Annotated in this window: 22 protein-coding genes; 3 read left to right on the forward strand and 19 right to left on the reverse strand. The window is 57.0% G+C overall.

All coding sequences use genetic code 11. From position 1 onward, the window contains the following. Together O2807_01035 and O2807_01040 are read left to right on the forward strand one after the other, a co-directional pair. Nucleotides 1-300 (forward strand): hypothetical protein (locus O2807_01035; protein MDA0999084.1); only part of this gene is annotated, 300 nt, incomplete at its 5' end. Nucleotides 301-818: 518 nt separating this feature from the next. After that, nucleotides 819-1232: a DoxX family membrane protein gene (locus O2807_01040; GenBank protein MDA0999085.1), complete on the forward strand. Its 414-nt coding sequence runs from the start codon at nucleotides 819-821 to the stop codon at nucleotides 1230-1232. A 395-nt stretch (nucleotides 1233-1627) separates the two neighbouring features. Here the strand turns inward: O2807_01040 and O2807_01045 are convergent, their stop codons facing one another. The 18 genes from O2807_01045 to O2807_01130 all read right to left on the reverse strand — a co-directional run bounded on the left by O2807_01045 (nucleotide 1628) and on the right by O2807_01130 (nucleotide 23220). Then, the gene (locus tag O2807_01045) at nucleotides 1628-2845 is read right to left on the reverse strand and encodes an acyl-CoA/acyl-ACP dehydrogenase (protein MDA0999086.1); all 1218 of its coding nucleotides are present in this window, start codon (nucleotides 2843-2845) and stop codon (nucleotides 1628-1630) included. A 162-nt stretch (nucleotides 2846-3007) separates the two neighbouring features. After that, nucleotides 3008-3718 carry an ABC transporter ATP-binding protein gene (locus O2807_01050; protein ID MDA0999087.1) on the reverse strand — a complete coding sequence of 237 codons (711 nt, stop codon included), beginning with the start codon at nucleotides 3716-3718 and terminating at the stop codon, nucleotides 3008-3010. 10 nt (nucleotides 3719-3728) lie between these two features. Next, entirely contained in the window at nucleotides 3729-4478 is a 750-nt protein-coding gene (locus O2807_01055; GenBank protein MDA0999088.1) for an ABC transporter ATP-binding protein, read from the reverse strand. Between the two features lie 102 nt (nucleotides 4479-4580). Further along, complete coding sequence (locus O2807_01060; GenBank protein ID MDA0999089.1) at nucleotides 4581-5837, reverse strand: ABC transporter substrate-binding protein; 1257 nt, start codon at nucleotides 5835-5837, stop codon at nucleotides 4581-4583. Between the two features lie 14 nt (nucleotides 5838-5851). After that, nucleotides 5852-6844: a branched-chain amino acid ABC transporter permease gene (locus tag O2807_01065; GenBank protein ID MDA0999090.1), complete on the reverse strand. Its 993-nt coding sequence runs from the start codon at nucleotides 6842-6844 to the stop codon at nucleotides 5852-5854. Continuing rightward, a complete protein-coding gene (locus O2807_01070) occupies nucleotides 6841-7698 on the reverse strand; it encodes a branched-chain amino acid ABC transporter permease (GenBank protein MDA0999091.1) in 858 nt (285 codons plus the stop codon). Before O2807_01070 ends, O2807_01065 begins: the two co-directional genes overlap by 4 nt. A gap of 218 nt (nucleotides 7699-7916) precedes the next feature. After that, nucleotides 7917-9056 (reverse strand): cobalamin-independent methionine synthase II family protein, encoded by a 1140-nt coding sequence (locus O2807_01075; GenBank protein ID MDA0999092.1) that lies wholly within the window; start codon nucleotides 9054-9056, stop codon nucleotides 7917-7919. Between the two features lie 203 nt (nucleotides 9057-9259). Continuing rightward, the gene (locus O2807_01080) at nucleotides 9260-9478 is read right to left on the reverse strand and encodes a hypothetical protein (GenBank protein ID MDA0999093.1); all 219 of its coding nucleotides are present in this window, start codon (nucleotides 9476-9478) and stop codon (nucleotides 9260-9262) included. A 212-nt stretch (nucleotides 9479-9690) separates the two neighbouring features. Further along, nucleotides 9691-10482: a phosphonate ABC transporter, permease protein PhnE gene (phnE, locus tag O2807_01085; protein ID MDA0999094.1), complete on the reverse strand. Its 792-nt coding sequence runs from the start codon at nucleotides 10480-10482 to the stop codon at nucleotides 9691-9693. Continuing rightward, the gene (locus O2807_01090) at nucleotides 10403-11248 is read right to left on the reverse strand and encodes an ATP-binding cassette domain-containing protein (GenBank protein MDA0999095.1); all 846 of its coding nucleotides are present in this window, start codon (nucleotides 11246-11248) and stop codon (nucleotides 10403-10405) included. Before O2807_01090 ends, phnE begins: the two co-directional genes overlap by 80 nt. Then, nucleotides 11245-12108 (reverse strand): phosphate/phosphite/phosphonate ABC transporter substrate-binding protein, encoded by an 864-nt coding sequence (locus tag O2807_01095; protein ID MDA0999096.1) that lies wholly within the window; start codon nucleotides 12106-12108, stop codon nucleotides 11245-11247. Before O2807_01095 ends, O2807_01090 begins: the two co-directional genes overlap by 4 nt. Nucleotides 12109-12163: 55 nt before the next feature. After that, nucleotides 12164-14107 (reverse strand): cytochrome C, encoded by a 1944-nt coding sequence (locus tag O2807_01100; GenBank protein MDA0999097.1) that lies wholly within the window; start codon nucleotides 14105-14107, stop codon nucleotides 12164-12166. Between the two features lie 102 nt (nucleotides 14108-14209). Continuing rightward, on the reverse strand, nucleotides 14210-14623 hold the full coding sequence (locus O2807_01105) for a metalloregulator ArsR/SmtB family transcription factor (GenBank protein MDA0999098.1): 414 nt from the start codon (nucleotides 14621-14623) through the stop codon (nucleotides 14210-14212). A 548-nt stretch (nucleotides 14624-15171) separates the two neighbouring features. Then, nucleotides 15172-16155: an alpha-ketoacid dehydrogenase subunit beta gene (locus O2807_01110; protein MDA0999099.1), complete on the reverse strand. Its 984-nt coding sequence runs from the start codon at nucleotides 16153-16155 to the stop codon at nucleotides 15172-15174. Then, nucleotides 16152-17099, reverse strand: a complete 948-nt coding sequence (locus tag O2807_01115) for a thiamine pyrophosphate-dependent dehydrogenase E1 component subunit alpha (GenBank protein MDA0999100.1) — start codon at nucleotides 17097-17099, stop codon at nucleotides 16152-16154. Before O2807_01115 ends, O2807_01110 begins: the two co-directional genes overlap by 4 nt. 141 nt (nucleotides 17100-17240) lie before the next feature. Further along, the gene (locus O2807_01120) at nucleotides 17241-18290 is read right to left on the reverse strand and encodes an alcohol dehydrogenase catalytic domain-containing protein (GenBank protein ID MDA0999101.1); all 1050 of its coding nucleotides are present in this window, start codon (nucleotides 18288-18290) and stop codon (nucleotides 17241-17243) included. Nucleotides 18291-18357: 67 nt separating this feature from the next. Beyond that, nucleotides 18358-19380, reverse strand: coding sequence for an amidohydrolase family protein (locus O2807_01125; GenBank protein MDA0999102.1), 1023 nt, complete (start codon nucleotides 19378-19380; stop codon nucleotides 18358-18360). A 501-nt stretch (nucleotides 19381-19881) separates the two neighbouring features. Further along, nucleotides 19882-23220, reverse strand: coding sequence for a TRAP transporter large permease subunit (locus O2807_01130; protein ID MDA0999103.1), 3339 nt, complete (start codon nucleotides 23218-23220; stop codon nucleotides 19882-19884). A 321-nt stretch (nucleotides 23221-23541) separates the two neighbouring features. Here O2807_01130 and O2807_01135 point away from each other — a divergent pair, with 321 nt between their 5' ends. After that, nucleotides 23542-24513 carry a TAXI family TRAP transporter solute-binding subunit gene (locus O2807_01135; GenBank protein MDA0999104.1) on the forward strand — a complete coding sequence of 324 codons (972 nt, stop codon included), beginning with the start codon at nucleotides 23542-23544 and terminating at the stop codon, nucleotides 24511-24513. Nucleotides 24514-24706: 193 nt separating this feature from the next. Here O2807_01135 and O2807_01140 read toward each other — a convergent pair whose 3' ends face one another. Beyond that, nucleotides 24707-24913, reverse strand: a complete 207-nt coding sequence (locus O2807_01140) for a hypothetical protein (GenBank protein ID MDA0999105.1) — start codon at nucleotides 24911-24913, stop codon at nucleotides 24707-24709. Between the last annotated feature and the right edge of the window lie 561 nt (nucleotides 24914-25474).

Here is a 25474-nt window from a genome sequence, read left to right on the forward strand (position 1 = left end):
GGGTATTATATAGGATACTCATATTATAAACATCATGAAAAAATGACTTGGTACTTCTTTCGAATTTTCGCGCACGGTAGGATGAATAGACATGCCGAAGAAAAAAATAACTCAAAAAAATCGTCCAAATCTTCTCCCCAAAAAAGAAAAAAAGGGCTGGCTCTTGCGATGATGGCCGTGATTGTCGCGGCCGTCGGCATAGGGGCCCTGATGATGGGCGGCGGCGAGAAAAGTGAGATTCCTCCTCCCAAGATGTCTGATGGCAGGGTGGTGGTGATCGAATTTTTTGACTATGGCTGATCCCATTGCCGATCTGCGCAGGATGCGCTGACTCAGCTCCAAAAAGATTTTAAAAACCAAATCGAATTTCTCCATAAAGATTTCCCACTTCGTGACCTTACGGCTCTGGCGGCAGAAGCGGTGAGATGTGTTCATGAAGACGACAAAAATAAAAGAATGCGGTCTCTCATGTTCAGCGGCCAGGACCGATGGTATTCAAGTTCATCGCCTCAGAAGATATGGGAAACATATGCTGCCGCTGTAGGTACAGACATGGAAAAATGGCGCTCATGCACAAACTCCCGAACATACCAAAGCGCGGTTGAATCCGACCGGAAGCTGGGGATGCGCATGGGTGTAAACGTCACGCCGACCATTTTCGTCGGAAACCGAAAGATAGTAGGGGCCGTTCCTTTCCAGGAATTGGCCGCCGCCGTTCGGGCCCAGATGACAAAATGAGATCGAAAAACCATAGAGGAACATAGGTTGCGCATTTTCTCTTTGCTGCGCCGTCCCAAGGCTGTCTTGACCTTCCGGATATGCATCGGAGGTTTTTTTTCTTCGCGGGTGCGGCCAAGCTGGCCCAGCCGGCCGGGTTGTTTGCCCACAAAATCAAAGCTTTTGGCATTCTCTCCGGAGGCTGGGAGCTGCCCTTGGCTTATCTCCTTCCTTGGCTCGAGCTTTTCTGCGGGTCGTTCCTGCTTGTGGGCTTTTTCTCGCGATGGGCGGCCATTTCCGTCATGGTCCAACTCGTCACCTTCGCCGCGGCCATTTCAGTTGGCATTCTCTCGGGAGCGGCTTTAGAGGACTGCGGCTGCCTGCCCGGCGTCAGTGAAACGCCTGCACAAGCACTCGTTCGCGACATCATCATGATTGTTTGGCTTTCTGTTTCGTTTCAGGGATTGCCCGGGAAACTATCTTTGGATGGATGGCTTGAATCAAGGGGAGAATGAGACCTGTGCATGGCGAATTTTTTGATTCTAACTGAAATCAAATTTTGCTGGATGTTCAATCAAGTCACATTTGAGATGGACATACCTCGACCTCGGCCCAGATCATGACCCCTTGTTCCGTTTTCATCAGTCCTTGAATCTGAGAACACAGAATGAGAGCGCCGGGAAGGATCCTGCCGCCCATGTGAAATTGGACAATTTTATCTGGCAGTCACATGGCCATGGCCTTTTCACAGACACCAATCGCCGCTTGATTCGGAATTCGCCATGCACACCTTTCCACAGCAGTTAAATTTTCTCTGGGGTTAACCCCCAGAGAAACAACCCCGGCAATCTAAGGAATCCATATTTGGAGGCACATCTCCTCCCGAAGGGTTTCTTTTTTTACCACCCTTCTACTCCTGGATGTATCCGGGCTTGGAGACGCCGCGAAGGAAATCGCCGATCTTCATCCGGTGCAAGTCCGAGCTGCCGTCGATGTGGTAGCACATCATCGCATCGCGCATGAGTTTCTCCAGCGGATAGTCCCGCATGTAGCCGTTCCCCCCGAGGATCTGGATCGCCATGTCGCACACCTTGGGACCCACGTCGGAGGAGAAGATCGAGGAGAGGATCCCCAGCTGGGAGTCGTAATCGGGCTGATCGGCCGACCAGGCCGCGCGGATCGAGACCGCGCGGGCGGCTTCGATGAGAGCGGCCATCTCGCCGAAGCGAAGGGCGATGATGGGGTGTTCGATGATCGGGCGGCCGCCCTGGATGCGGTTCTTGGCGTACTCGACGGCGTACTCGAAGGCGGCGCGGGCCAACGCGAGGCCGAAGGCGCCGGTCGTGGGGACGTGCCGCGCCCCGAAGGAACCGAGGAAGGAGAGGCCCTTGCCCACCTCGCTCACACGGTTGAAGTCCGGAATCCGGCAGTTCTCGAAGATGAGTTCTGCGTTCATCATCAGGCGGTTGCCCATCTTGTCGTGCACCCGCCCGGTTCGGAAGCCGGGGGTGCCCCGCTCCACAAGAAATACCGTAATGCCCTGCGTCACCCCGACAGTTTTGTCCGTCCGCATCGCGATGAAGTAGAGTTTCGCGACCGAGGCACAGGCGATGAAGTGCTTGGTGCCGTTCAAAACCCATGAATCCCCGTCCCGGACGGCGGTGGACTGCATCCCGCCGTCGGGCTCATCGTAGGGAAGCAGGTTGTCGCACCCGTGGTTCGGCTCGGTGATCCCCACCGCGAGGAGGGCGGTGTCGTCCTCGGTGAATTTGGGGAGAAAGTGTTCCCGCTGCGCGTCGGAGCACTTTTGCACCAGCAGCTTGGCCATCTTCCAGGCCTGGTGAAAATGGGTGGCAAAGGCTGAATCGCCCTGGCAGAGCTCCTCGAGCATGATCAGGTGGGTGAGAATCCCGATGCCCGCCCCGCCGTATTTCTCGGGCAGCGCCGTCGTCCGAAGACCCAGCGCCGAGCCCTTGCGGATGATCTCCCAGGGGAAATTGTCGTGCACCTCTTGCGGGTCCGCTATCTTGTCCATCGCGATCGCGACGGGCCTGATCTCCTTCAGCGCGAAGTCCCGCGCAAGCTTCTGAAGCGATAACTGCTGCTCGGTAAAAGTGAAATCAACCATCTCGGTCTTCCTCCAATTGAAACACGAATACAAATCCGCGCGGCAGCTAGTCGCTGACCCAAAAAATGCTTCGTCTTCATCATGTCCAGAAGAAAATATCCGAGAGGGCCACAGGTGATGATTTCATCAAATCGATAAAAAATCTCCTGCCGAAAATTATGTTTAAATTCCGATGAACCTTGTCTTAACCTCCTCGTTCCGATTAAGTTCTTCCGTCGATGATGAATAGACCACTTGTCCCCGGCTCATAATGTGGACCTGTTCGCAAATGGAAAGTGCGAATTTCATATTCTGCTCAACAAGCAGAATGGAAAGACGGCTCTCTTTCAGTTGCAATATCACATCGCCCAACGTCCTCACCAGAAGGGGAGCCAGGCCCTCGGTGGGTTCGTCCAGAAGAAGCAGACGCGGATTCGTCATCAACGCCCGGGCGATGGCCAGCATCTGCTGCTCGCCGCCACTGAGGTTGTTCCCCATGTTCTTCAGTCGCTCTTTGAGGCGGGGAAAAAGCGTCAGCACCCGCTCCAACGTCCAGGGATCAGAGGCGCCATCCGTACGGCCGTTTTCCTTCGCTCCGAGCATGAGGTTTTCGTGCACACTGAGAGAAGGAAAGATGCGCCGTCCTTGCGGCACAAGCGCCATTCCACGCTGGATGAGATGATGCGGCCGGAGACGCGTCACTTCTTCACCCTGAAAGATAACGCTCCCTTTTCGCGGGTTCAGGAATCCGATGATGGAATGCGTCAGCGTGGTTTTGCCCATCCCGTTTCTTCCCAGAACCCCTACGACAGAGCCGGTCGGTACTTCCAGGGAAATCCCCTGAAGGACGTGACTCTCCCCATAGTAGGTGTGAACGTCGTTCACCTGGAGCATCGGAATATTTTCATTCATATCCGAGATATATCTCCTGAACGGCCTGGTTTGACCGAATTTCCTCAATGGGACCGTCTGCCAGAACCTCTCCATCGTGCATGACCATAACCTTGTCCACCAGTTCAAAAGCAACGTCCATATCGTGCTCGATGATCAGTATCGTTACTTCCGAATCGAGAGATTTAAGCGTAGCGGTCATGATGGCCGATTCGGCCGGAGAGAGTCCGGCTGTCGGCTCATCGAGCAATAATATCCGGGGATTCTCCACGAGCGCCAAGGCTATCTCGACCTGCCTCTGAATGCCATGCGAGAGATTTTTCACATAATTATTCCGCACTTCGATCAAATCGAACCTCTCCAGAATCCCCTCTGCTCTTTCAAGCATTTCCCGGTAACTGCTGACAGGCCGGAACATGGAGAATTTTGAACGTCCCAAAGCCTGTGCAGCCAAAAGCACATTGTCCATGACAGACATCGCAGGAAAGAGATTGGTAATCTGGAATGTCCGGGACATGCCCAAATACGCCCGCTGATAATTGGCAAGGTGGGTGATGTCCTGCCCGTGAAGGAACACTTCGCCGTGAGTCGGCGGGAGGTCACCGGCGATCATATTGAACAAGGTGGTCTTTCCCGCCCCGTTCGGGCCGATGATCCCGCGGCGCTCGCCATATTCGACGGTGAGGTCTACTTCCTTGACCGCAACAAGCCCACCGAAGTGCTTGGCAAGTTTTTTTACAACGAGACACGGACCTGTGTGCATCAGGTTGCCCTTCCTGGAAGGCTTTTCAATCTTGCCCCGCCTCCCGCCCATCGAATGGACGGGAGGCGGACAACATCTTCTCCCCTCAAAACATTTTCAACCCTACTTGTCGCAATACTGGCAAGGAGGATGATCCCTGTCGTATAGCGGCAATTTCATGAATTCTTCGGGCTTGTACGTCCAAAATTGATTCACATTCGGAATGACACTGATGACCTTGTTGATCTTCTTTCCATTCTCATCCTTCGTTACCACGCGGACATACACATTCATCTTGAACGTCCCGTGCCCGTCCGATACCCGGGGGCCGTCGGGCATGCCGGTTTTCACTTCAACGGCCTTCAGGGCCTCGATGAATTTTTCCTTGTTCTCCACATCGCCGTTGATGGCTTCAATCGCCTTATAGATGACCACCAGGCCGCCATAATAGCCCGAGGCATAGTAGCCGGGTTCCCTCTTCGCAAAACTCACGAAGGACTTGACGAAATCCTGGTTGTCTTTCGTGGCAATGGCGGCGCTGTAGATAAGACCAGAAAACCAGCCGAGCACCTCATCGCCTATGGCGGGCAGCACAAATTCATCGGTGTTCGTACCGTTGCCCAAAATGACATACTTGTTCGCCAAACCCGCTTCCTTCAGCTGCTTTGGAAAGCGTAGCGCCTGCGCGCCCGCCAGTGTCACGAAAAGGGCGTCGGCATCTTTCCGGAGCTTGCCGATGTAGGGCCCATAATCCACCGTGTTGATGGGCATATACATCTTCTGGACGACCTGTCCCCCCATGTCCTCGAAAACTTTCTGAAAGCCGCCCGTTGACTCGTAACCGAAGGCGTAGTCGGGGCCGATGGTGATCACTTTTTTGATGTTCGGCATCGTGGTCCGGACCCAACTGGCAAAGGCGTGCATCGGCTGGCTGCAGGAGAAGTACGTGAGGGCGAACTTCTTGAGTTTGCGCTTCGATATGTCATCCGGGCAGGACCAGATGAGCGTCGGCACCTTGAATTGATCCGCCAGCGGCGCGATGGCATATCCGGTGGAGCCAAAGAGACCGCCCATGACGACATGCACTTTGTCGCGGGTCATGAGCTTGCGCACCCGGGTTACGGCCAAGGGCACTTTGCTCTCATTGTCCTCGATAAAAAACTGAACTTCCCGGCCGGCAACCTTTGTCCCGAATGTCTTCTTGAAGACTTCCAGGGCGTTCATCTGATCCGAGCCGTGCCGGGCGAGCACACCCTTCTTCGAGGTGAGAAGCCCGATGCGGATCGGCCCCCGGGCGGCGGCGGCAGAAGACCCCGCTCCCAGAAGCAAAACCAAGCCAAAAACTATCGGTGGTACAAAAAATCGAACGATTGCCTTCATGTCCGGATTCCTCCCTATTGTGCCTTGGTAATATCTTTAAGATCTTTCGCCACCACGGACTCAAGGCTTCCCTTCCGCCTGGCGGAAATCTGCCGGATGAGTCCAATAATCCCCGCCGGTGCAAACAGGACAACAATGATGTACACGGCCCCTACGACGGAGAGCGACCGCTCGGTGTACATGTTCACGATGTTTTCGAGAAACACAAAAATGGTAGCACCCAGGATCGGTCCAATGAGCGTCCCGACTCCCCCGATGGAGACCATCAGAAGCGCACTGAAAGAGGTGATGAGTTCCACGTCCCCGGGAGCGACATAGCTGTTGTGGTAAGCCCAGAGAAATCCCGACAATCCGCTGAAAATACCAGAGATCATGTAAATGATGTATTTGTGCAGCCAAACATTGTACCCGAGAGTTCGCATGCGGGATTCGCTTTCGCGGATCCCCACCAGGGTCTTGCCGAAGGAAGATCGTACGAGGACGGAAAAGAGAATGAACAATCCAGCCCCGATCAGCAGCGTGAGATAATAAAAGACAACGGTGTTCTGCAAAATCTCCGGCCGTCTCAGGCCCGATATTCCGTTTTCTCCCCCCGTCATCGAGTCCCAGCGGTAAGCAAGCCCCCAGACGAGCATTGCCAGGGAGAAGGTGATCATCAGGAAGTACACGCCCCCGGCCCGCAGCGCGACCAAGGCAAAGATGGCGGTAATGACGGCGGCGACCAGGAGGGCGACGAGGAAAGTTTCGATAAAACCGGCCTTATAGGTGACGGCCATAATGGCCGTCGCGTAGGCCCCCGCGCCGAAGAAAGCCGCATGCCCCAGGGAAGCCATCCCCGCGTAGCCCAGCATGAGGTCGAGGCTCATGGCGAGAATCGCCCAAATGACACACTGGGTCAGAACAATGGCGCCAAACCTATCGGTGAGCAGCGGACCGATTACGAAAAAGAGAAGGACCGCCGCCCCTCCCGCAGTTCTTCCTCTTCGCGTAAGCAGCTCGGCGATCATAGCGGCCTCCCGAAAAGGCCAGTGGGACGGAAGGCCAGGATCACCGCCATGGGAAGGAAGATGGTGAAATAAGCGAATTCTGGGAAAAACGTTTTCCCCAGGTTATCGATGAGCCCCACGATCAAACTCGCGATAATCGCCCCCTTGAAGCTGCCCATGCCGCCGACGATGACCGCCACAAACGCAAAGGGAAGAATCTCAAAATCCAGCCCCTCCTGAAGTCCCAGCCAGGGCCCCGCCAAGACCCCACTCATTCCCGCAAGGAACGAGCCAATCCCGAAGACCACGCTGAAAACGACCTGCACGTTCACGCCCATTCCGCTGGCCATCTCAACATCGTCCACGGCGGCCCGCACGGCGGCCCCAAACTTCGTCTTCTTCTCAAAGATCCAAAATCCCACGGCCACTGCGACACCGACACCGATCAAGAACATTCGGTATACCGGAAAAGTGAAACCCCCTATCCGTCCGGTTCCAGAGAGGATCAGAGGGGCCTCCATGCGCTGAGGACCCGCTCCCCAAATCAGGAGGACCGCGTCTTGAAGGAGAAGGACAAACCCCATCGTTATCAGGAGCTGGCCAAGATCATTCCCTTTCAGCTGGCGCAAGAACAACCGTTCAATGATGATTCCCATAAGAGCGATAACGGCGCCACCGATAACAATGGCCAGGATAAAGCTTCCCGTCCGCAGGAGAACACTCATTCCCACGTAAGCACCCACGAGAAAATAGGTCCCGTGGGTCACGTTGATGACCTGCATGACGCCGAATATGAGGGTGAGGCCCATGGCCAGGAGGAATACGATGGCGCCATAAGAGACGCCGTTGAAAATTTGAGTCAGCCAGAAAGCCACGAAAATCCTCCTGCACAGGAAAGATTCATGGCCAAATTGAAAACGGCTGCAAGGGAAATTTTCATATAAAATATAATAATGTCGGATTATAATAATAATCTATATTAGAAATGCAAGCCACTTTCCTGTCCAGCCCAAAAACCCGAATAGTTTCTCATAGAGAATCATAGGGGCCGTTCACTTTTTGGACAGGACGGCCACACCGGTCCTGTCAGCGCTTACCAGAGTTGCTCCGATGCCATCGCGGCGCCTTCGGCCAGCGAGGCCAGTTTCATCCACACAATGTTGCGGTCAACCTGGACCCGGCCAGCGAAAGTGCCGAAGCCGCAATCGACGCCGGCGATCACATTTTCGCGGCCGACAATGTTGGCATAGTTGAGAATGCGGTCCGCGACCAATTCGGGATGTTCGACGTAATTCGAGGTCGAGTCGATCACGCCGGGAATGATGGTCTTGCCGTCGGGCAGATCGACATCGCGCCAAACCTTCCATTCGTGCTCGTGGCGTGGATTGGAGCCAGGGAACGACACGGCACCCGGGCGCCCTTTGAGCACGATATCGACGATATCCTTTAGCGGAACGTCTTCGTGGTGCGGGCCCATCGTGCTGGCCCAACAAATGTGCATGCGCATGCGGTCGGCGGGAATGTCCCGGACGGCGTGGTTGAGCGCCTCTACGTGCATCTCGATTTCCTTGCGGAAGTCGGTCAGGCTCAGGTGCCGAAACACCGTGTGGCGGCTCAACGCCAGATCGGGGCAGTCGAGTTGCAGAATCAGGCCCGCCTCCACGATCGCCGCGTACTCGCGATGCATCACATCGGCCAGCGCGAAGATATATTCTTCCTCCGATGGGTAATGGATGTTCTTGAGGTAACGCGCGATTTGGCCCGGCGAAGGTGAAGTCATGAACGCTTCTTCGGTACCGGCGCTGGTCAGCACGCTCTTTGCGCGCGCGATGTCGGTTTCGGCGGCTGGCCAATCCTTCCAGCCGACTGGGCCGGAACAGGCCGGGCGGTTCTGCAGCGGCGAGGCGAATTGGGCGAGCAGTGCCGACAACTCAGGAAAGCCTTCCTCGCCGGTGCCGAGCGGGGGTGAACTTGGTCCGTCATAGCCGGTCAGCCGGTCTTTGACATGCGAGGTATAGTCCGGCCGGCCCTGCTCGCCATCATTGATGATGTCGATTCCGGCTTTCACCTGCTTTTGCACGACATCGGCTATGGCGGCAACGACCGCAGTTTCGAGTGCAGCGGCCTGCGCGCCACGATTTTCTTCTTCGGCCAGTAGCAGGTCGACCACTTCCGGCGGACGCGGCAGGCTGCCCGTGTGGGTGGTGAGAATTCTCTCCGTACTGCGCTTCATGAGTTTGTCCCCTCCCCTGGGCCCGCCATGGCATTGATTCGCTGTGTATGGTGAGTTGGCAATTCTAGCTGAAAATCAGTTTTTTTTCGCCTTGCGCCGGATGGCGGCTTTCCCCGGTCTCACTCCCCATGAAAAATCTATTCCTTGTTTTCGCTCACATCAGCTCGCCGACCAGGGCAAGTCCAAACAATTATGCGTGGGGATCACGAGCGCTGGAGGGCGCCGATCAAACCGTTCGCGAAGTTCAGCCGCTCAGCGAGGACCCGGATAATCAAGGCTTTCAGCAGAATCGAAATCGAGGTCACCACCATAAGCACCACCAGGCCCCCGGCTCCCTCCGCGAGGATGCCCAGTCGATCCCGGCCGATCTCGGCCGTATTCCAGGAGAACCAGAGCGGCCCGACCGGGCGGAAAAGAGCCAACCCTGCGCCCGCGCCTCCTCCGTGGAAACGCCCAGTGCAAGCAGGACGGCGTGGACCCCCGCGATTCCCCCGATCAGAAGAACCGGCAGGGCAGGAAAACTCTTGAACCGGGCGAGGGCCAGAAAGATCAGGAAAATGGCATTAGACCGGCTTCCATCTCCGGGCTGTTTCGTCATTCCCCGCCCAGAGGACAGGCTTCGGATAGAAGCGCGTTAGAGCAGCCGCTTGCGAACCTGCCAACTCAGGAATTCTCCGGCGAAAACCATCAGTATGATCGTGAGGCACAAGACGCCTGTTTTTTCCCATTGGAATTGTTTGACATAAAGCAAGACGTAAAAACCGAGACCGCCCGCGCCTACCAGCCCAAGGATCGTGGAGTCCCTGAGGTTCATCTCGAAGCGGATGGCCAGATGGGCTACCATCTGTGGGAACACTTGAGGGATGAGCCCGTGCTGAATGATCTGAAGGGCCGAGCCGCCGGTTCCCTGCAGGGCCAGGAGTGGCTTCGGATCGGTATTCTCGATCTCCTCCGCCACAAATCTTCCGAGCACGCCGACGGAGTGGACGGCGATGGCCAGCACGCCGGGAAAGGGGCCGAGACCCACCCCGGAAACAAACAAAAGGGCCAGAATCAAAAGTGGGATGGAGCGTATCAGTGCCAAAACAGCTTTCGCGGGGAGATGAATCCAAAGGGGTGTCCAGTTCGAGGCCGCGAGAACACCAAATGGATAGGCAAACAGCGCTCCCAGAAAAGTGCCCGCTACCGTAATTTGAATGGTTTCGATCGAGGCCCTTAAGAGCACCTCGCGGACCGACCAGTCCGGTGGGGTCATTCGACCGAAGAAGGAGACGATCTGGGGAATTCCGCGAAACAAGGCATGCCCGGAAAATTCGGACCCCGCCAATGACCAGTAAACAATGGCGCTAGCCGACAACCATAGGATCCCCTTGATACCCGTTCGCCCAAGGGAAAATCCGTTTTTCTGCCGCTGCATGTTGACCATTACGGTCTCCGGGAAAATGAGCCTTTCCATAAATTTCGTGTACCTTTTCGGGCGATAACTCTTCCGGCGTGCCATCCCAGATCACGCTGCCTCTCTTCATGGCAATAATGCGTTCGGCAAAAAGCTTCGCCAATTCCGGCAGATGCAGATTCATGAGAAGAGTCAGCCTGTAGGTCTGAGAGATGGAAACCAGCAGGCTGAGAATGCTCTCCGCCAAAACGGGATCCAAGCTCGATACAGGCTCGTCCGCAAGAAGAATGTCGGGCTCTTGAGCGAGGGCCCGTGCGATTGCCACCCGCTGTTGTTCGCCCCCTGAAAGGGAACGGGCCTCACGTTCCAACTTATCGGAAAGATCAACTTCTTGAATCGCCCGCTCGCAGGCTTCCTGGTCTTTTTCCGTGCACATGCTCAAGAAGCTGCGGTAAAGAGGAATATGTCCGAGCCGCCCATGGTAAACGTTTTGCCATACAGTCTCGCGTCCGATTAAATCGAAATGCTGGTGGATCATTCCAATTTTCTTATGGTGGGCGCGGATGCCGCTCCGATCACGCAAGGGAAGGAGCACGCCCAGGACCTCCACCTTTCCGGCCGTGGGAACGACATATCCTTTCAGCATTCTGAACAGCGTGGTCTTTCCCGCTCCGCTGTTGCCGACAATCGCTACGCGCTCTCCATGCCGAATAGAGAGTTCATCAATGCAGAGAATTTCTCCCTCCTCAACTTGGACGTGAACGTCGCGCAGATGGATGGCCGGCTTTTCGGTCATGGCTTGATAAATCCATATTTACGGGCCAGATCGACCACTGTTTGATACGTTTTCAACTGCGCGCGCACGTAGCCATCCGTGCCATACAAGCGATTGGCCAAGGGCCGGTTCTGCGGTTCGTTGAGCTTGAGCATCGCCTTCACGAACTGCTCGCGCGATTTCGGATCGAGGCCTTTTCTCACAATCACGGCGTGGCTCGGGATGCGCGAAGACTGAGAAATCGCGACGAGATCGTCCCGCTCTTCCACACGAAGGAGATTGATCGAAAATTGGCTGACGCCCGCCGCGTCCACGAAGCCGCTGTGGACGGAGCGAATGGCCTGCTCATCCCCGCCCGCAAAATACACCCTCCGGAAAAAACCGCCTTCCGGATTGTCCATGCCGCCCTTGACCAGCCCGGCCCGGATAAAGATATCGTGGGGATACATGAAGCCGGAGCTGGAGACCGGATCCACATAGGCGATGGTCTTTCCCTTCAGGTCCGCCAATGTCTTGATGCCGCTGTCCTTGCGGACAAATATTTGAGCGTGATAATAAGACTTCCCGTTGTATACCTCCCCGAGAACGACCTGGGCGCCCGCATGCTTGTTCGCGAGAACAAAAGGCAGAGGGGATATGAAGCTGATGTCCGCCTTGCCGGCGTTCATGGCCTCGACCGCCGCTGAATAATTCAGCGTAATGAAGTAGCGGATTTTCCGGCCCATTTGCTTTTCGAGAAAAGACATGACTGGCTTCACATCGTCGATGAGCCTTTCCGGGTTTTCGAGCGGAATCAGCGCCACCCGCAACGGTGGGGCCGCCGCCATGGCTTTCTCGGGCGCAATTCCCAAAATCATGGATAAAACAACAATCAACCCCATGAAAAAGGATCCGTATTTTCCGATTCGACGTATCGCTATCATTTGATAAAACCCTTTATTTGAGTTTGTCCACGTTTTTTTCGTAGAGCGTCCGGTAAGCTGCGATTTTCGCATCCACTTCCTTGCTTTTCCCCTGCAGATGCAGGTCGAGCGCCTCCCGCAGCAGGGTTTCCAGCTGGTTCAGGATGGGGAGATGCCCTTTGTCTTGAACATCCCACTTGTGCCCCCGAAGCTCGAAAGCAACTGTTTTGAGGAGCGTGGTGATGAGATCTTTTTTGCCCTGCCGCTTCAGCCGTTCGTAGGTGGAGAGGAAGAAGCTGAATTCCTCCAACTCGGCATCCAGGGTGTAAATCGTGTCCTCGTAGGCGTCTACCCCGTCGCCCACCGTTTCGACGTAAGCCGTCAGGTCGCCGATCTCTTTTTTCGAAAGCCCGAGCTTGAACCGTTTGTTGAACCATTCGCTCACCGCCCGGAGGGTGGGCTGGCTGCCGTCGTGAAAATAAGGAGCCGAATACTTGGCCGATAGCAGCGTGGGCGTGTCAAAAGCGCCATCGAAGGAATGAGCGTCGAAGCCTTCGGTCGTCCCGATATTGTGGCGCCTGTGGTCCAAGAAATGGGCCGAGGGAACATGGCAGCTGGCACAACTCTTACCGCCCATCATCTGCGGGAATCTGCGCTTGAAAATCTTTTCGCCGCGAAGCGCCGAGGCCGAGGCCTTCCGGGGACTCAGGGTTCCATCCCGGTTCAGCTTCGGATTGGGAAGGAACTCGAATTCGTTCATGTAGGCGATCATCCCGTCGAGCAGCATGGCGTCGGGCTCAGGGCCGTTGAACTCGTTGACGATGACGTTACGGACAAAATCTCGAAGCGAGGCGAACCGGCCGTTGCGGCCGTAAGGAGCGGTAAACCGGATTCCCCGCAGGTCGGGGGCATCGACCGGGTCGAACAAGCCGTTGTTGGCGTGTCCCGCGAAGAAACTGTTCGACACATCCAGCCCGCCTTTCCTTATGGAGATGCCGGGAATGAAGAACTGGGGATTGGTGACCCCTTTGTTGTGGCAGGTATTGCAGCTGACGCCAAAGCTGCGCGCGGGCTCGCCGAAGATGAACGGACTGTCAAACGCCATATCGCCCAGGGCGATCAAAAATGTTTCACCCTCGTTCACCCCGCGCTCTGCTATACCGAGCAATTGCCGGGGGCGGGGCAGCTGCTTGTTGATATTCGATCCCGGAGGGAGTTTCCATGGGACCCTGGCTGTTTTGTCGTAGGTCGGGCTGCCAACCGGCCGGGCCAAAAGTCTTTTTTGGGGTCCGGGCGTAAAGTCGTTGAAGTTCTGCCGAAAGTAATCTCCGATGGAGATCACCGCCGCACGGACCTCTTTCGCGTTCATCTTGCGGGAGCCCGCACCCATCCCCCCCGCCGCGCCGAGGTGCGAAAACGCTTCCAGCCAGTTTAACTGCATCCTTTTCCAGGCTTGCGGATCGGTGTAGGGAAGGATCTCCTCGAAAGCCCGGAAAATTTGCCTTCCCTCGGAGAGATATTTCTTGACGATTTTGGGATCCGTCGAAGAAACAACCTGGCCGAGTTTTGTGACAAGCAACCGGCTCACCGCCCGGGTGGCCGCCGCAAACACCTTCCGGCTTCCCTGGATTCGGATTTGAACGAAATCAGGCTCTTCATCTTTTTTAAGTTCGGGATGAACGATCTTCCGCGCTTCAGAGATGGCTTTCCGGAAAGCGGCCCCCTCTTCCGAAGATGTTCGCTCGATGCTCTTGGCGAGAACTTCCATGTCCCGCCATACCTGATCCCAATGAACCGGGTTCAGATTCAAGATGAACGTGGCCCGCCGGTAAGTCTCGGCCGCGGGATGGAGTTCCTCCGGCGGGACGATATCGGCTTCCACGCGGGAAGCCGGCGGCGAGAACATCACCACAAGGGACAAGAAGAGCGTAGCGGTACATCTTAAAAGCGATCTCATCGAAAATGGGGTGCGGTCCATGGCATCAACCTCTCATTTAAACGCATCTCACCCGCAGATTTATATGGATGAGACAATTTTGAAAAAGGATTTTTCCCGTTCTTTATAGATATCTTGAAATGCTTATGCTGGTTCCGTGTGAATTTCCAGCTCCTGAACATGGTTCAAAGCCTCTGCGAAAAGCATCTCGATGTGATGATCGTCAAGAGAGTAGTACACCATCCTTCCTTCCTTCCGGTATTTCACGAGATGCATGTTTCTCAAAACCCGAAGCTGGTGCGAGGCGGCGGACTGGCTGAGACCCAGAAGATTGGATAAATCGCAAACGCAAAGCTCTTCCTGGGCCAAGGCAAACAAAATTTTTGTCCTTGTCGGATCGCCAAGCACCTTGAAGGTCTCCGCCAAAGCGAAGAATATTTTCTCGGACTTCATCGTTTCCTGGACGGCCGACACCTTCGCCTCGTCCACAAATTTGCAATCGCAAAATTCCGCGCTGGCTTTCGGGCCAAGCTGCTCTTCTTCCGCGGCCAGTTTCATAGGTTATCCTTTATATATGAGCAGATATTCATATATACCTTAATTTCGGACCTAGGGCAATCCCGTCCATGGCGAATGGCGAATTCGCCTGGGATTCAGGCCTTTCGCCGCCGTGCGTTGAGGGTGTGCATGGCGAATTGATAATTTTAGCTTGAATTCTTGCCTTTCGTCGCCCTGCTCCCCAGGGAAGTCTCACGATGCACCATTGCCGCATCCCTTTACAGGGCGATTTATCGGGACCACCCGGAGGAAATATATGGACCAGATTTTTTTCTGGAAGAAACGCAATCCGGAAGAGAAGATGGGGGATTTCAGGGATTGTTATAGTGCCCATAGAGTCCATCAGGCGCTGAATCTGAATACGCCTGAGAAAGCCGCCGGGAAGAAGCTGCCACCCCAGGCGAATTGGAGAAATTTTGCACGGCTGTCACATTGTGGGGGACTACTTCAGACACCGATCGGCGCTTGATTCGGAATTCGCCATGCACACTGTTCCGAATATTTTCTTAGGTTGGATTCGGGAAACGCATTTCACTCCTCTCCCTCTCTCAAGAAATTCCCAATGTGCGCCGAGCGGCAGCAACGACCTGACCGGCCCCCAGGGCATAAGCTTCTTCCAGGGGTTCACTGAAAGGAACGGGTGCCGCGGGGGTTCCGACGCGCTCAATGGGCGCGTCCAGGTAGTCAAAAGCATCCTTTTGCAACAAGGCGGCGACCTCAGCGGCCACCCCACAGGATAGGTGCCCCTCATCGACAACCACCAAGCGGCCCGTTTTCCGTACCGACTCTAGAATGACCCCGGTGTCCATGGGAACGATGCTTCTCAGGTCGATGACCTCGGTCTGAATTCCGAGGGCGGCCAACTGTTCAGAGGCTTCCATCGCATGGTTCACCATAAAGGAGGTGGCCACAATGGTGACATCATCCCCTTTTTTCCGGATGGCTGCCTCACCGAAGGGAATTCGGTAGGGATCCTCCGGAACGAGCCCCCGTTGCGAGAAAAGCCATTTGTGGGCGATGAACATGACAGGACCGTCGTCATCAATCGCGCTAGAGAGAAGCCCCTTTGCATCGTGGGGAGTGGAGGGCATCACCACCTTGAAGCCGGGAACGTGTACAAAAAAGGCGTGCAAACTCTGGCTGTGCTGGGCTGCGGCTCCCCGGGTCACCCCAATGGCTACCATGAATACAACGGGCAGCTTGCCTTGACCCCCCATCATGAAATGAACTTTGGCCGCCTGATTGATCAGCTGGTCCATGGCCACCAAGGTGAAGTCAATGAATTTCAGCTCGACGATAGGACGAAGACCCGTCAGGGCCGCTCCGACGGCCGCTCCTGAAAACCCAGCCTCCGAAATGGGGGTATCGATGACCCGCTCAGGGCCAAACTCCTCGAAAAGACCCTGTGTCACCCCGAAGGTCCCACCGTAGAGTCCAATATCCTCACCCAAAATTATCACCGCCGGATCCGCCCGCATTGCCTCGCGCTTGGCTGCGATGAGCGCTTCCCGATAAGTCATCTCCACCGTCATGACGAACTTTCCTCGCTGTCCACATATACAAACTTGAGCACATCAGCGGCATCCGGCCAAGGACTCTTTTCCGCAAAGGCCACTGCGGATTCCATCTCCTCCTGGGCCTCGGAGCGGACACGCGCGAGAACATCCTTTGTGGCTGCCCCTTCCCTCAGAAGGAGACTTTCGGCTTGCATGATAGGGCATCGCTTCTGCCAGTCCTTTACCTCTTTGGCCGAACGGTACTTGGTGCCGCCGCTCGGATCCGACTCACCATGTCCCCGCCACCGGTAGGTTTTGCACTCGAGCAGAAATGGCCCTTTTCCGGCCCGTGCCCGAAGGATGGCCTCCTCCGCTGCCTCAAAAACTGCGCAGACGTCATTCCCGTCAACGACGGCGCCCGGTATCCCATAGGCAGAAGCCCGATCCGCCACGTGGGTAACCGCCATATGGCGAGATTGAGGGATGGAGAGTGCGTAGTGATTGTTCTCGCATACGAAAACGACGGGCATCTTCAGCACTGCCGCCAGATTGATCGCCTCGTGAAATGTTCCTTGATTGGCCGCGCCATCTCCAAAAAAGACCACAGAGATGCCTCCTCTCGCCCGAAAGCGCGCGGAAAGCGCCGCCCCCACGGCGATGGGAAGGCCCGCCCCTACAATGCCGTTTGCTCCCAAAATGCCCTTTTTGAGATCCCCCATGTGCATCGAACCACCCCGTCCACGGCAACAGCCATCTTCCCTGCCGAAGAGCTCCGCCATCATAGAGGGAGGGTCAAGCCCCTTCGCAATCAGATGGCCGTGGCCACGGTGGTTGCTAACAAGGTAATCCTCGTTTCCCAGATGTGTGCATACACCTGCTGCTACGGCTTCCTGGCCGATGGAGAGATGAACAAGCCCCCGGACTCGCCCAGCCATGTAAAGTTCCTTCAGCTTCTCCTCGAAGGCTCGAATCCGGACCATGCAGGTAAGGAGTTCAAGAAGGGGTATCTTTCCAGTTCGTGAAATCCTCGCCTTGGACCGCTTTCGCCTCCCCGGTGAAACGGAGGAAGAACCTGCACCAATGACCTTCCGTGCGGTCATATCTTTGGATCTCCAAAAGGATTAGGGTTTAACGAGGATTCCCAGTGCACCGTCCTCCCGTTTTTCGAATGTTTCAAACGCATTCTGGATTTGATCCAATTGAAATGATTTCGTGACCAGCGGTTTGGTTTTTACTTGGCCATTGGCGACGAGACTCACCGCTCCCGCGGCGGTATGGGGGCTTCCACGCATTCCAAAGACGGTCATTTCGTGCAAAGCGATGGTATCGGTGTCCAGGGGAACTCCGTCAGGTTGACTGGTGATGCCGATCAACGCGATACGCCCCCCCATTCGAGTGGCATCCGAGACAGTACGCATGGAATCCGCCTTGCCTGCACATTCGAAAACCACGTCCACTCCCTTCCCGCCGGTAAGTTCCAGGAGGCGCTGAGTGACATCATCCCGCGTGTAGTCGAACACCTCCGCCGCCCCCAACTTTTTGGCCACCTCCAGGCGCTTTCCGCGGCCGCTCATGAACACACGCCCTGCTCCCTTCAGCATGGCCACCTGGAGAACGAGCAGGCCCTGCACTCCTGACCCGAGGACGGCCACATCATCCCCGGCATAAACTCCTGCCCGCTCAACATAGTGGAGAGCCTGGGCCAGCACGTGGGCAACAGCCCCCTCCTCGAAGCTCATGCTGGCCGGCATCTTGGTCATCCCCTCGGGGGGGCGGACGACATATTCGGCGAAGGCCCCGGGGTAGTTAAAGCCATACATCCGGAATCCTTTGGCCAGGTCACCGTGATGTTCACAAAGATGGTAGTTCCCCGTCCTGCACATCCGGCAACGGCCACACCCTCGGGAGGTCTCGCCCACGACCCGGTCTCCCGGGGAAAATTCCTCCACCTCATCTCCAACAGCCACGACCTCTCCCGACCACTCATGGCCGGGGATGTGCGGGAGGGTGGGGGACCAAACCGTCTTGTGAGTCCCACGGACGATTCGAATATCTGTTCCACAAAATCCGCAGGCACCCACACGGCAAAGGACCTCGCCCGGACCTACCTGAGGCACATCCACATCTTCCACCTGAAGTCGGCCCCACTCTCGCAGAACCGCGGCTTTCATACGGGTTGGGATCTTGGTTCCCATTGTCCAATTCTCCTTGAGAAATCAGGGGATCGGTCCTGCTTTTTTACTTGCGCTTTTGTGGTAGTTTGCTCGCCTCGGGGTCAACCCCAAGGAGTTTGGCCGCCGTCCCGCCGAACATGGCGGCCTTATCCTCCCGCCGAATAGGTGGGTATCCCCAATCACGACTGAGCTCTTCAGGCATTTCTAAATCCAAGATTGCCTGGACCATCTGCACGTGGCCCGTCCCGGGCCAATCCGTCCCCCAGATAAGACGGTCTCCCACCCCGAAGGCGAAAATTTCCCCGAGAAAGTGGCGGAGTTTGACCGGCCCCCACTGCATTAAGCCAAGTATGGAACTCATCCCGATATAGAGGTTCGGGTGCTTATAGGCCAGCATGTACATCTCTTGCTGAGCGGGAAATCCGAAATGGTAAGCGATAACCTTGAGATCCGGGAAAGCGCTGCACACATCATCCAAAAGAATGGGTTCGCAATATTTCGTCATCCCAATGCGAACCGTAAAACCGGTGTGGAAACAGACGGGAATCTGGAGCTCTTCGCATTTCGCATAAAAGGGGAACATTTGGGGATCGTTGAGGTACCCGTCCTCGGGAGAATACACTTTGGTGCATTTGAAGCCCATCTGGGTGTGAAGGTACTCCAACTCCCAAATAGCGTTGTCAATTCCCCGTTTCATATGAGGGCCCACGTTGGACTGGCCGATGAAGCGATTTGGGTATTTTTCCATGGCCTCGACGATGTGGTAGTTGGTGGAAAATGGAGCGGAGTTTTTCGTGGCATCGAAGAAGGATTCCCGAAGGATCGAGGCCATGTCCACTCCGGCCTCATCCATCGCAGCGATTAGATTCTCCGCGGACCAATCCATCCCCGGGTGTCCCCCCTCTTCCCCCGTTACCGGATTGGTCCATTTGGTTTTCCGGGCCATGACATGTGCGTAGTCGAGGCACTTCACATCCGGGAAATAATTCACATATTTCCGGTAATCCTGGGGCATGATGTGTGCTTCGATGTCGAGAATAAAATAATCGTCAGCACTTTCGGGAGCACCGGAACCCTGCGTGGCCATTCGAAATCCCTCCGGAGAAAGAGAGTAACGTCCAAGGGTCCAAATTCGAGGTTGGGCCTCAGGGACAAATTTTGGCTGTCAATGTAAAAGGAATATAATATCCCAATCTCCCGTTCATTGTCTTCTTACCCCAAGGACCTGTGCTCCGCAAAATCAGATCCCTCCGAAATTCAATGATTTTGGATTCCCATCAAAAACCCTTTCATTTCAACTTGATCGAGTTTTTAGATCAGACCAGGCCGGTTATCTGATGTCCCCCCTATTCCACCTCACGGCCCTTAGTGTCGTCCCAAATAAAATAATCACCATCTTGTGTGTTTCGTAAAGCTTGGCGGGCACCTCGCAACGAATCATGCCAACTCACCGTGTGCATGGCGAATCGACAATTTTCGCTGAAATTTCAGATATTTAGGAATTCAGTTGAATTTTTGGACAGGACGCGCTTGATTCGGAATCCGCCATGGACAAGCACAGGGATCGAATTTTTGCAGAGCACAAGGGTCAGGCGGCCGCCCTCTGGAGCACCCGCGCCCGGCACTGGCGGACGACGGGCGGAACGGCGCAGGCGACACCCGCCGCGAGGAGCGGCCAGCGGAAGTAGATGTCGAAAAAGATCAGGAAGAGGAAGCAACCGAAGAAAAGCATCCGCTCGTAGAAATAGAGGCGGTCGAGGAACCACCCCTGTACGCCCGCGGAGAACGCGACGAAACCGATGAGGGTCATCAGGGTGGCAAGGACGACCCGCGCCGGGTGATCCAGGGCAAGGAGAGAGGGCTGGTACATGAAGAGGAAGGGGACAACGAAGCCCACGATGGCGAAGCGGAGGGCCATGATAGAGGTCTGGAAATAGGACGCGCCGGCCAGCTTCGCCGCCACGAGAGAGGCGATGGCGACGGGCGGGGTGATGGCCGACAATATGGCGAAATAGAAGATGAACATGTGCGCGGCGACTTTGTCCCCACGGATGGCGAGGAAGTGCTTCATCCACTCCTCGCCGTAGATGGCGGTCAGCTCCGGCCCTATGAGCTTGATCAGGACAGGGCCGCCCAGGATGGCGAGGAGAACGTAGGCCGCCGTCGTGGGCATCCCCATCCCCAGGATGGCGCAGGCGACGGCGGTCAGCAGCAGCCCGACGAAGAAACCATCCAGCCCCAGGTACCCGATACACCCGCCTCCGGGGGCGAGCCCGATCAGGCAGATGTCCCGCGAGAGCGACTCGATGAGCAGGGCGAACTTGTTCCCCACCCCCGTGAACGAGAGCACTTGCACCACGATCTCGATACTGAGCAGCGTCACGCCGAACTCCGCGCCCTGCCGGCCCCCGGTGGCGAGCGCGCGGCGTAGATCGTCGAGCCAACCGGTGGCCCCCTCGGCTGCCCTCGTGTCCGGCCCGGTACGCCCTTCGCGCCGGGCACGCGCGAGGTAGAGGAGAGGGTTGCAGGATATGGCCGCCACCTCATCCAGCCGGGGCGGGGTTTCGTCGCCCGGTTCGCGCGGGGACGAGAAGGCGAGGATCGCCCGCTGAATCGCGGCGCCGACCGCGAAGAAAATGATGGCGTGATAGATGAACCCGAAAGGGTGGAGATAGTCCGCCGCTTCCTCGAACCCGGGCAGAATCGTGTAGAGGGCGCGCTGCACGCCGTACGCCGCTCCCCAAATGAGGAAGAAGATCCACGGCGACAGGGCGAAGGTCCGGACGCCGATCCCCCGCAGGCCCGACCACGCGGCCAGCACCGCCAGCACGACGCCCGCGCCCGCTACGCCGGAGGTCCAGCCGTACATGGCCCACAGAATGACGGCCGCCAGGGGATAGATGACGGGCCAGCCGCGCGCGATTTCGTGCCAGAGATCCCTGCCCGCGGGCAGCAGCCGCAGCGAGAGCACGCCCGCCCCGGTGCCCGCCACGCCCAGGATCGCCGCAGCGGCGGCGGCGTTTCCCGCCGTCAGGGGCAGGTCCAGGAAAAGGGGCCAGCCCATCCAGACGCCGGCCGCGTAGAGGACGGAATAGAGCACAACCGAGAAAGCCCAGAACATGATGGGGACGAAGACATACCCCTCGTCGGTGACGAAGCGGTCGCCCACCCGCATCGTCGCCAGAAAAGCCGCCGAGAACCGGTAGAACCATATGAGGATCATGGTGAAGATGGCCATCACGCCGGCGTAGACCGGCGTACGGCCTTCCATCAGGAAGTAGACGAGGAAGGCGAGGGGCACGAGGTAGAACCAGCCGGAGCGCAGCTCGGCGCGCCAGTCGGGGATCTCCTCCCGTGGCAAGGGCTTGATGTTCAGCTTCCCGGCGGCGAAGTGAATGTTGATGCCAACGATAATGAAGTAGAGGACAGCGGGAATGGCCGCATAGCCGATGAGGTGGACGTAGGGCACCTCGATCAGCTCGCTCATGATGAAGGCGCCCGCCCCCATGACGGGCGGCATGATCTGCCCACCGCTGCTGGCCGCCGCCTCCGCCGCCGCCGCGATGTGGGGGCTGAGCCCGATTCGCTTCATCAGGGGGATCGTGAAGGTCCCCGTCGTGACGACGTTGCCCGCGGCGCTGCCCGAGACCGTCCCCATCAACGCGCTCGAGCCCACCGCGGCGAGTCCCGCGCCCGCCCGCAGGCGCCCGAAGAGGCCGAGGGCGAAGTTCACGAAAAACTGCCCGGCGCCGGATTCGTGCAGGAACGCCCCCAGGATGAGGAACATCATAATGAAAGTGGCCGAGATGATGACCAGGAACCCGAACACGCCCCCGATGAAATCGGTGGAGAGCTTCCCGATCAGCTCGATCCAGCCGTGGCCTCCGTGGCCGAATGGTGGGTGGAAGAGATTCCCCCACAGCCCGTAGAGGACGGTGACGACAACGAGGATGGGAAGCGGCGGGCCGAAGCACCGCCGGGTAAGCTCGATCGCGACGGCAATCATGATGAAGCCCGAGCGGGTGTCGGTGAAGGTAGGGGCACCGACGCGGTTCGCCATGTCCCCGTAGGCGTAGAACACATACAGGCCGGCGCCGACCGCGAAGACCAGCATCCCCGTGTCCATGCCGACGTCAAGGCTGCGGGGGAACGGATGACCGGGATGCTCCTGGAAGATATCCTGCGCCCGCCGCCAGGCCCAGATCGCCGGGACCAGGAGGATGAGCAGGGGCCACAGGTAGAGAACGGTCCGCACGTCGTTCGACTGGTACGCCCACAGGCCCACCCGCCAGGCCGCCAGCAGCGCCGCCGCCACCATCACCGCGAGCGGAACCGCCGCCCGCCGGACGCCCTCCGCCGGCCGGTGGAACACCCCGAAGAGAAGCCACCCCGCCGGGACGGCGGAGGCGAGCAGAATCCACCAGCTCGTGGGCTGCTGCGCGCTCGCGGGCAGGGAGCTCCAGTTCGCGAACAGAAGCACCGCCGGGACAAAGCTCGCCGCCCAAAGCCCCATGGCTTTCCAGGCGCGCTCGCGGATGAACATCGCGGCCCAGGAGACGAACGGAAGGGCATAGGCCCACCAAAACTGCCCGTCCGCCCACTTCTCCTGGGGGCTGAACTCGTCCATCACGTAGAAGAAGAAGAAGGCCGCGATCAGGAGGCTGACAAAGTACATGCAAGCGAAGGGCCCCAGGCCGCCGAACTCGTCCCCGTACACCTCGGGCTTGGCCGCCGCCCCGCCAATCAGGATGATGCTGTAGGCGAACAGCAGGTGCATGTTCGGGTGCAGTTCGCCAGGCAGAGGAACCAAGTAGACCGCCGCGATGTGGTAGATGGCGGAGAGAACGGCGATTCCGCCGGCCAGGCAGGCGAAGGTCCGCACCAGCCTGGAGGTAGAGGCGCCGTCGCGTGCCGTCTCGGAGGACATTTCAGCTCCCTGAAAAAGGGCCGGACCACCCGCGGAAGAGCGGGCTCCCGGCCATAAACGGTGAAATCTTGCCTCTATCTTACCTACTCGGCAGCGGCCGTCAACTCGAATTTCCGCCGACGCGGGCCTCCCCTGGATTTTCCGCAGGCCGGCGGCAGGGCGCGAGGCCGGAGCGATTTGAATCCAGCGCCGGAAGGATGTAGCATTCGGGGCAAGCCTTTGAGAAAGGCCTTTTACATCCTGTTTCGAGCACTGGCGGAGGCGAGCCGGTTCCGCCGGCCCAGTCTCGTGGATCATCAACCCGCAGAAGGGGAAATTCCGATGAAACGGACAATTTATGCCATCTTGGCTGCGGCCCTCGCCCTCATCGTGGTGGCGGCAGTGGCCGAGGCACAGCAGAAGGTCCTGCTTGGGACGTCTCATCCCGGGGGCGCCACCTTCGAGATCGGAACGGCCATGAGCAAGGTGATCACCGACAACTCAGGGGGCAAATACGATGTGTCCGCCAGCATCACAGGCGGCTCCTCGGCCAACGTCCGCGTCCTCCAGAAGAAGGACGCCATGGGCCCGTTCCGCTTGGCGATGGCGACAAGCCCGGCTGTCTACTGGGGCCAGAACGGTATCACCCCCTTCCGCAAGAAACAGGACGTGCTGGCCCTCGTGGCGCTCTATCCGCTCACGACCGTCTACGCGACCCCGAAGTCTTCGGGCATCATGAAATGGGGCGACCTCGGCGGCAAGCGTTTCGTGGTCGGTGCCAAGGGCGGTTCGATCTACATCGTGACCCAGAACGCGCTTCGCCACAGCGGTCTGTTCAAAAAGGCGAAAAAGGAATTCTTTTCCAATCCCCAGAACGCGGCGGCGCTCAAAGACAAGCGGGTGGACGCAGGCTTCTTCATGCTGAATGCCAATGTGCCCGCCCCCGTTTACATGGATCTCGCCCGCACCCAGCAAGGGCAGCTCAACTTCTTCGGACCCGACGAGGCGACCATCAAGAAGCTCGAGAAGAGCGACCCCGGCGTGGTGCGCGACGTGGTTCCAGCCGGCTCCATCCCGGGGTGGGACAAGGATCTCGTGAGCTGGGGGCAAATGTGGACCCTCATGTCGAGTAGCCAGATGTCCAACGCCGTCGCCTACGAAATAGTGAAGCTGCTTATGGAGAACCACCAGCAGATCCAGAAGTACCACCCGATTGGCAAGGTGATTAAGCCGGAGAACGCCATGAAGGGCCTGTCGAAGATCAAGCTCCATCCCGGCGCGGTGCGCTACTGGAAAGAAAAGGGCAAGATGTAGCCTCCTCCCGGACGGGAGGAGCATGGTTTCTGGCCGGCGGCGGCGCGCCCAGACGGGCGCCCGCCGGCCAGCCGGTCTGTGGCGAACCAATAGTTTTGTCCTGAATCAGAGTTCTTTCTCACTTTGCTCCCAGGTGACAATCCTCCAAGCTCCTCGCTATGAAGAACTGTACTGATCCATCGAAACTTCACATTCAATTTTGACGCAGACCGGATGGCAAAAAACCGGCAATGGCGATTGATTCAATCCCGCGAGCCAGTGCGGCGGCGATGTAGTCTGGGAATTCATGAGGATGGAGAATCGATCCCGGAAACAAATCCGGCGCGGTGCCCTTACAAAAAAAAGTACGCTGAATGTTCTGTAAAAAGGCCTCGGGATCCTGCCGCTGGAAATGGATCAAACCATCGAATCAAGATCTGCGGACGGTGAAATCGCCTCCCATCTCAATATCGGCATTACGTCTCCGGTCATGTTCGTGAAAACATATGTTTGGGGAAAGAACCACACCTCCTTGGAATATTCCCAACTCCCTTATCGGGGTGACCGTTTCAAGTACAATGTAAAGCGGATTCTGGAGGAAAATAAAATTTTTCTTGGCGGTGGGTGCAGCCTGCCGTAAATTCCACCCCGAAAACATTTTTCATAATCCCCAGAGGCGAGACATTTCAACCAAAACGACATAAATTAGACGTGTAGGGCCAAATCGTCTATCGGCGCAAAAGAGAATTTCGTGTGCGGTCTTTGAAATGGTTCTTTCTTTTTTTCTCGCTGCACTCCTGGTGGGCACAGTCGGCTGCGAACTCTTCTCTGCCGATTTCCCGCCCCTTTACCGAGCGACTTGTCGGCATCATCCGGAGGGAATTTCTGAACCAGACTCTTTTGGGGAACAAACGTGATCTGAAAGAGAAGCTGGAGGATTTTAAGGGGCACCTCTAAAAACCTCCCCTATTTTATCTCTGAT

This window comes from bacterium (assembly GCA_027622355.1).
In the GTDB taxonomy this organism is placed as follows: domain Bacteria; phylum UBA8248; class UBA8248; order UBA8248; family UBA8248; genus JAQBZT01.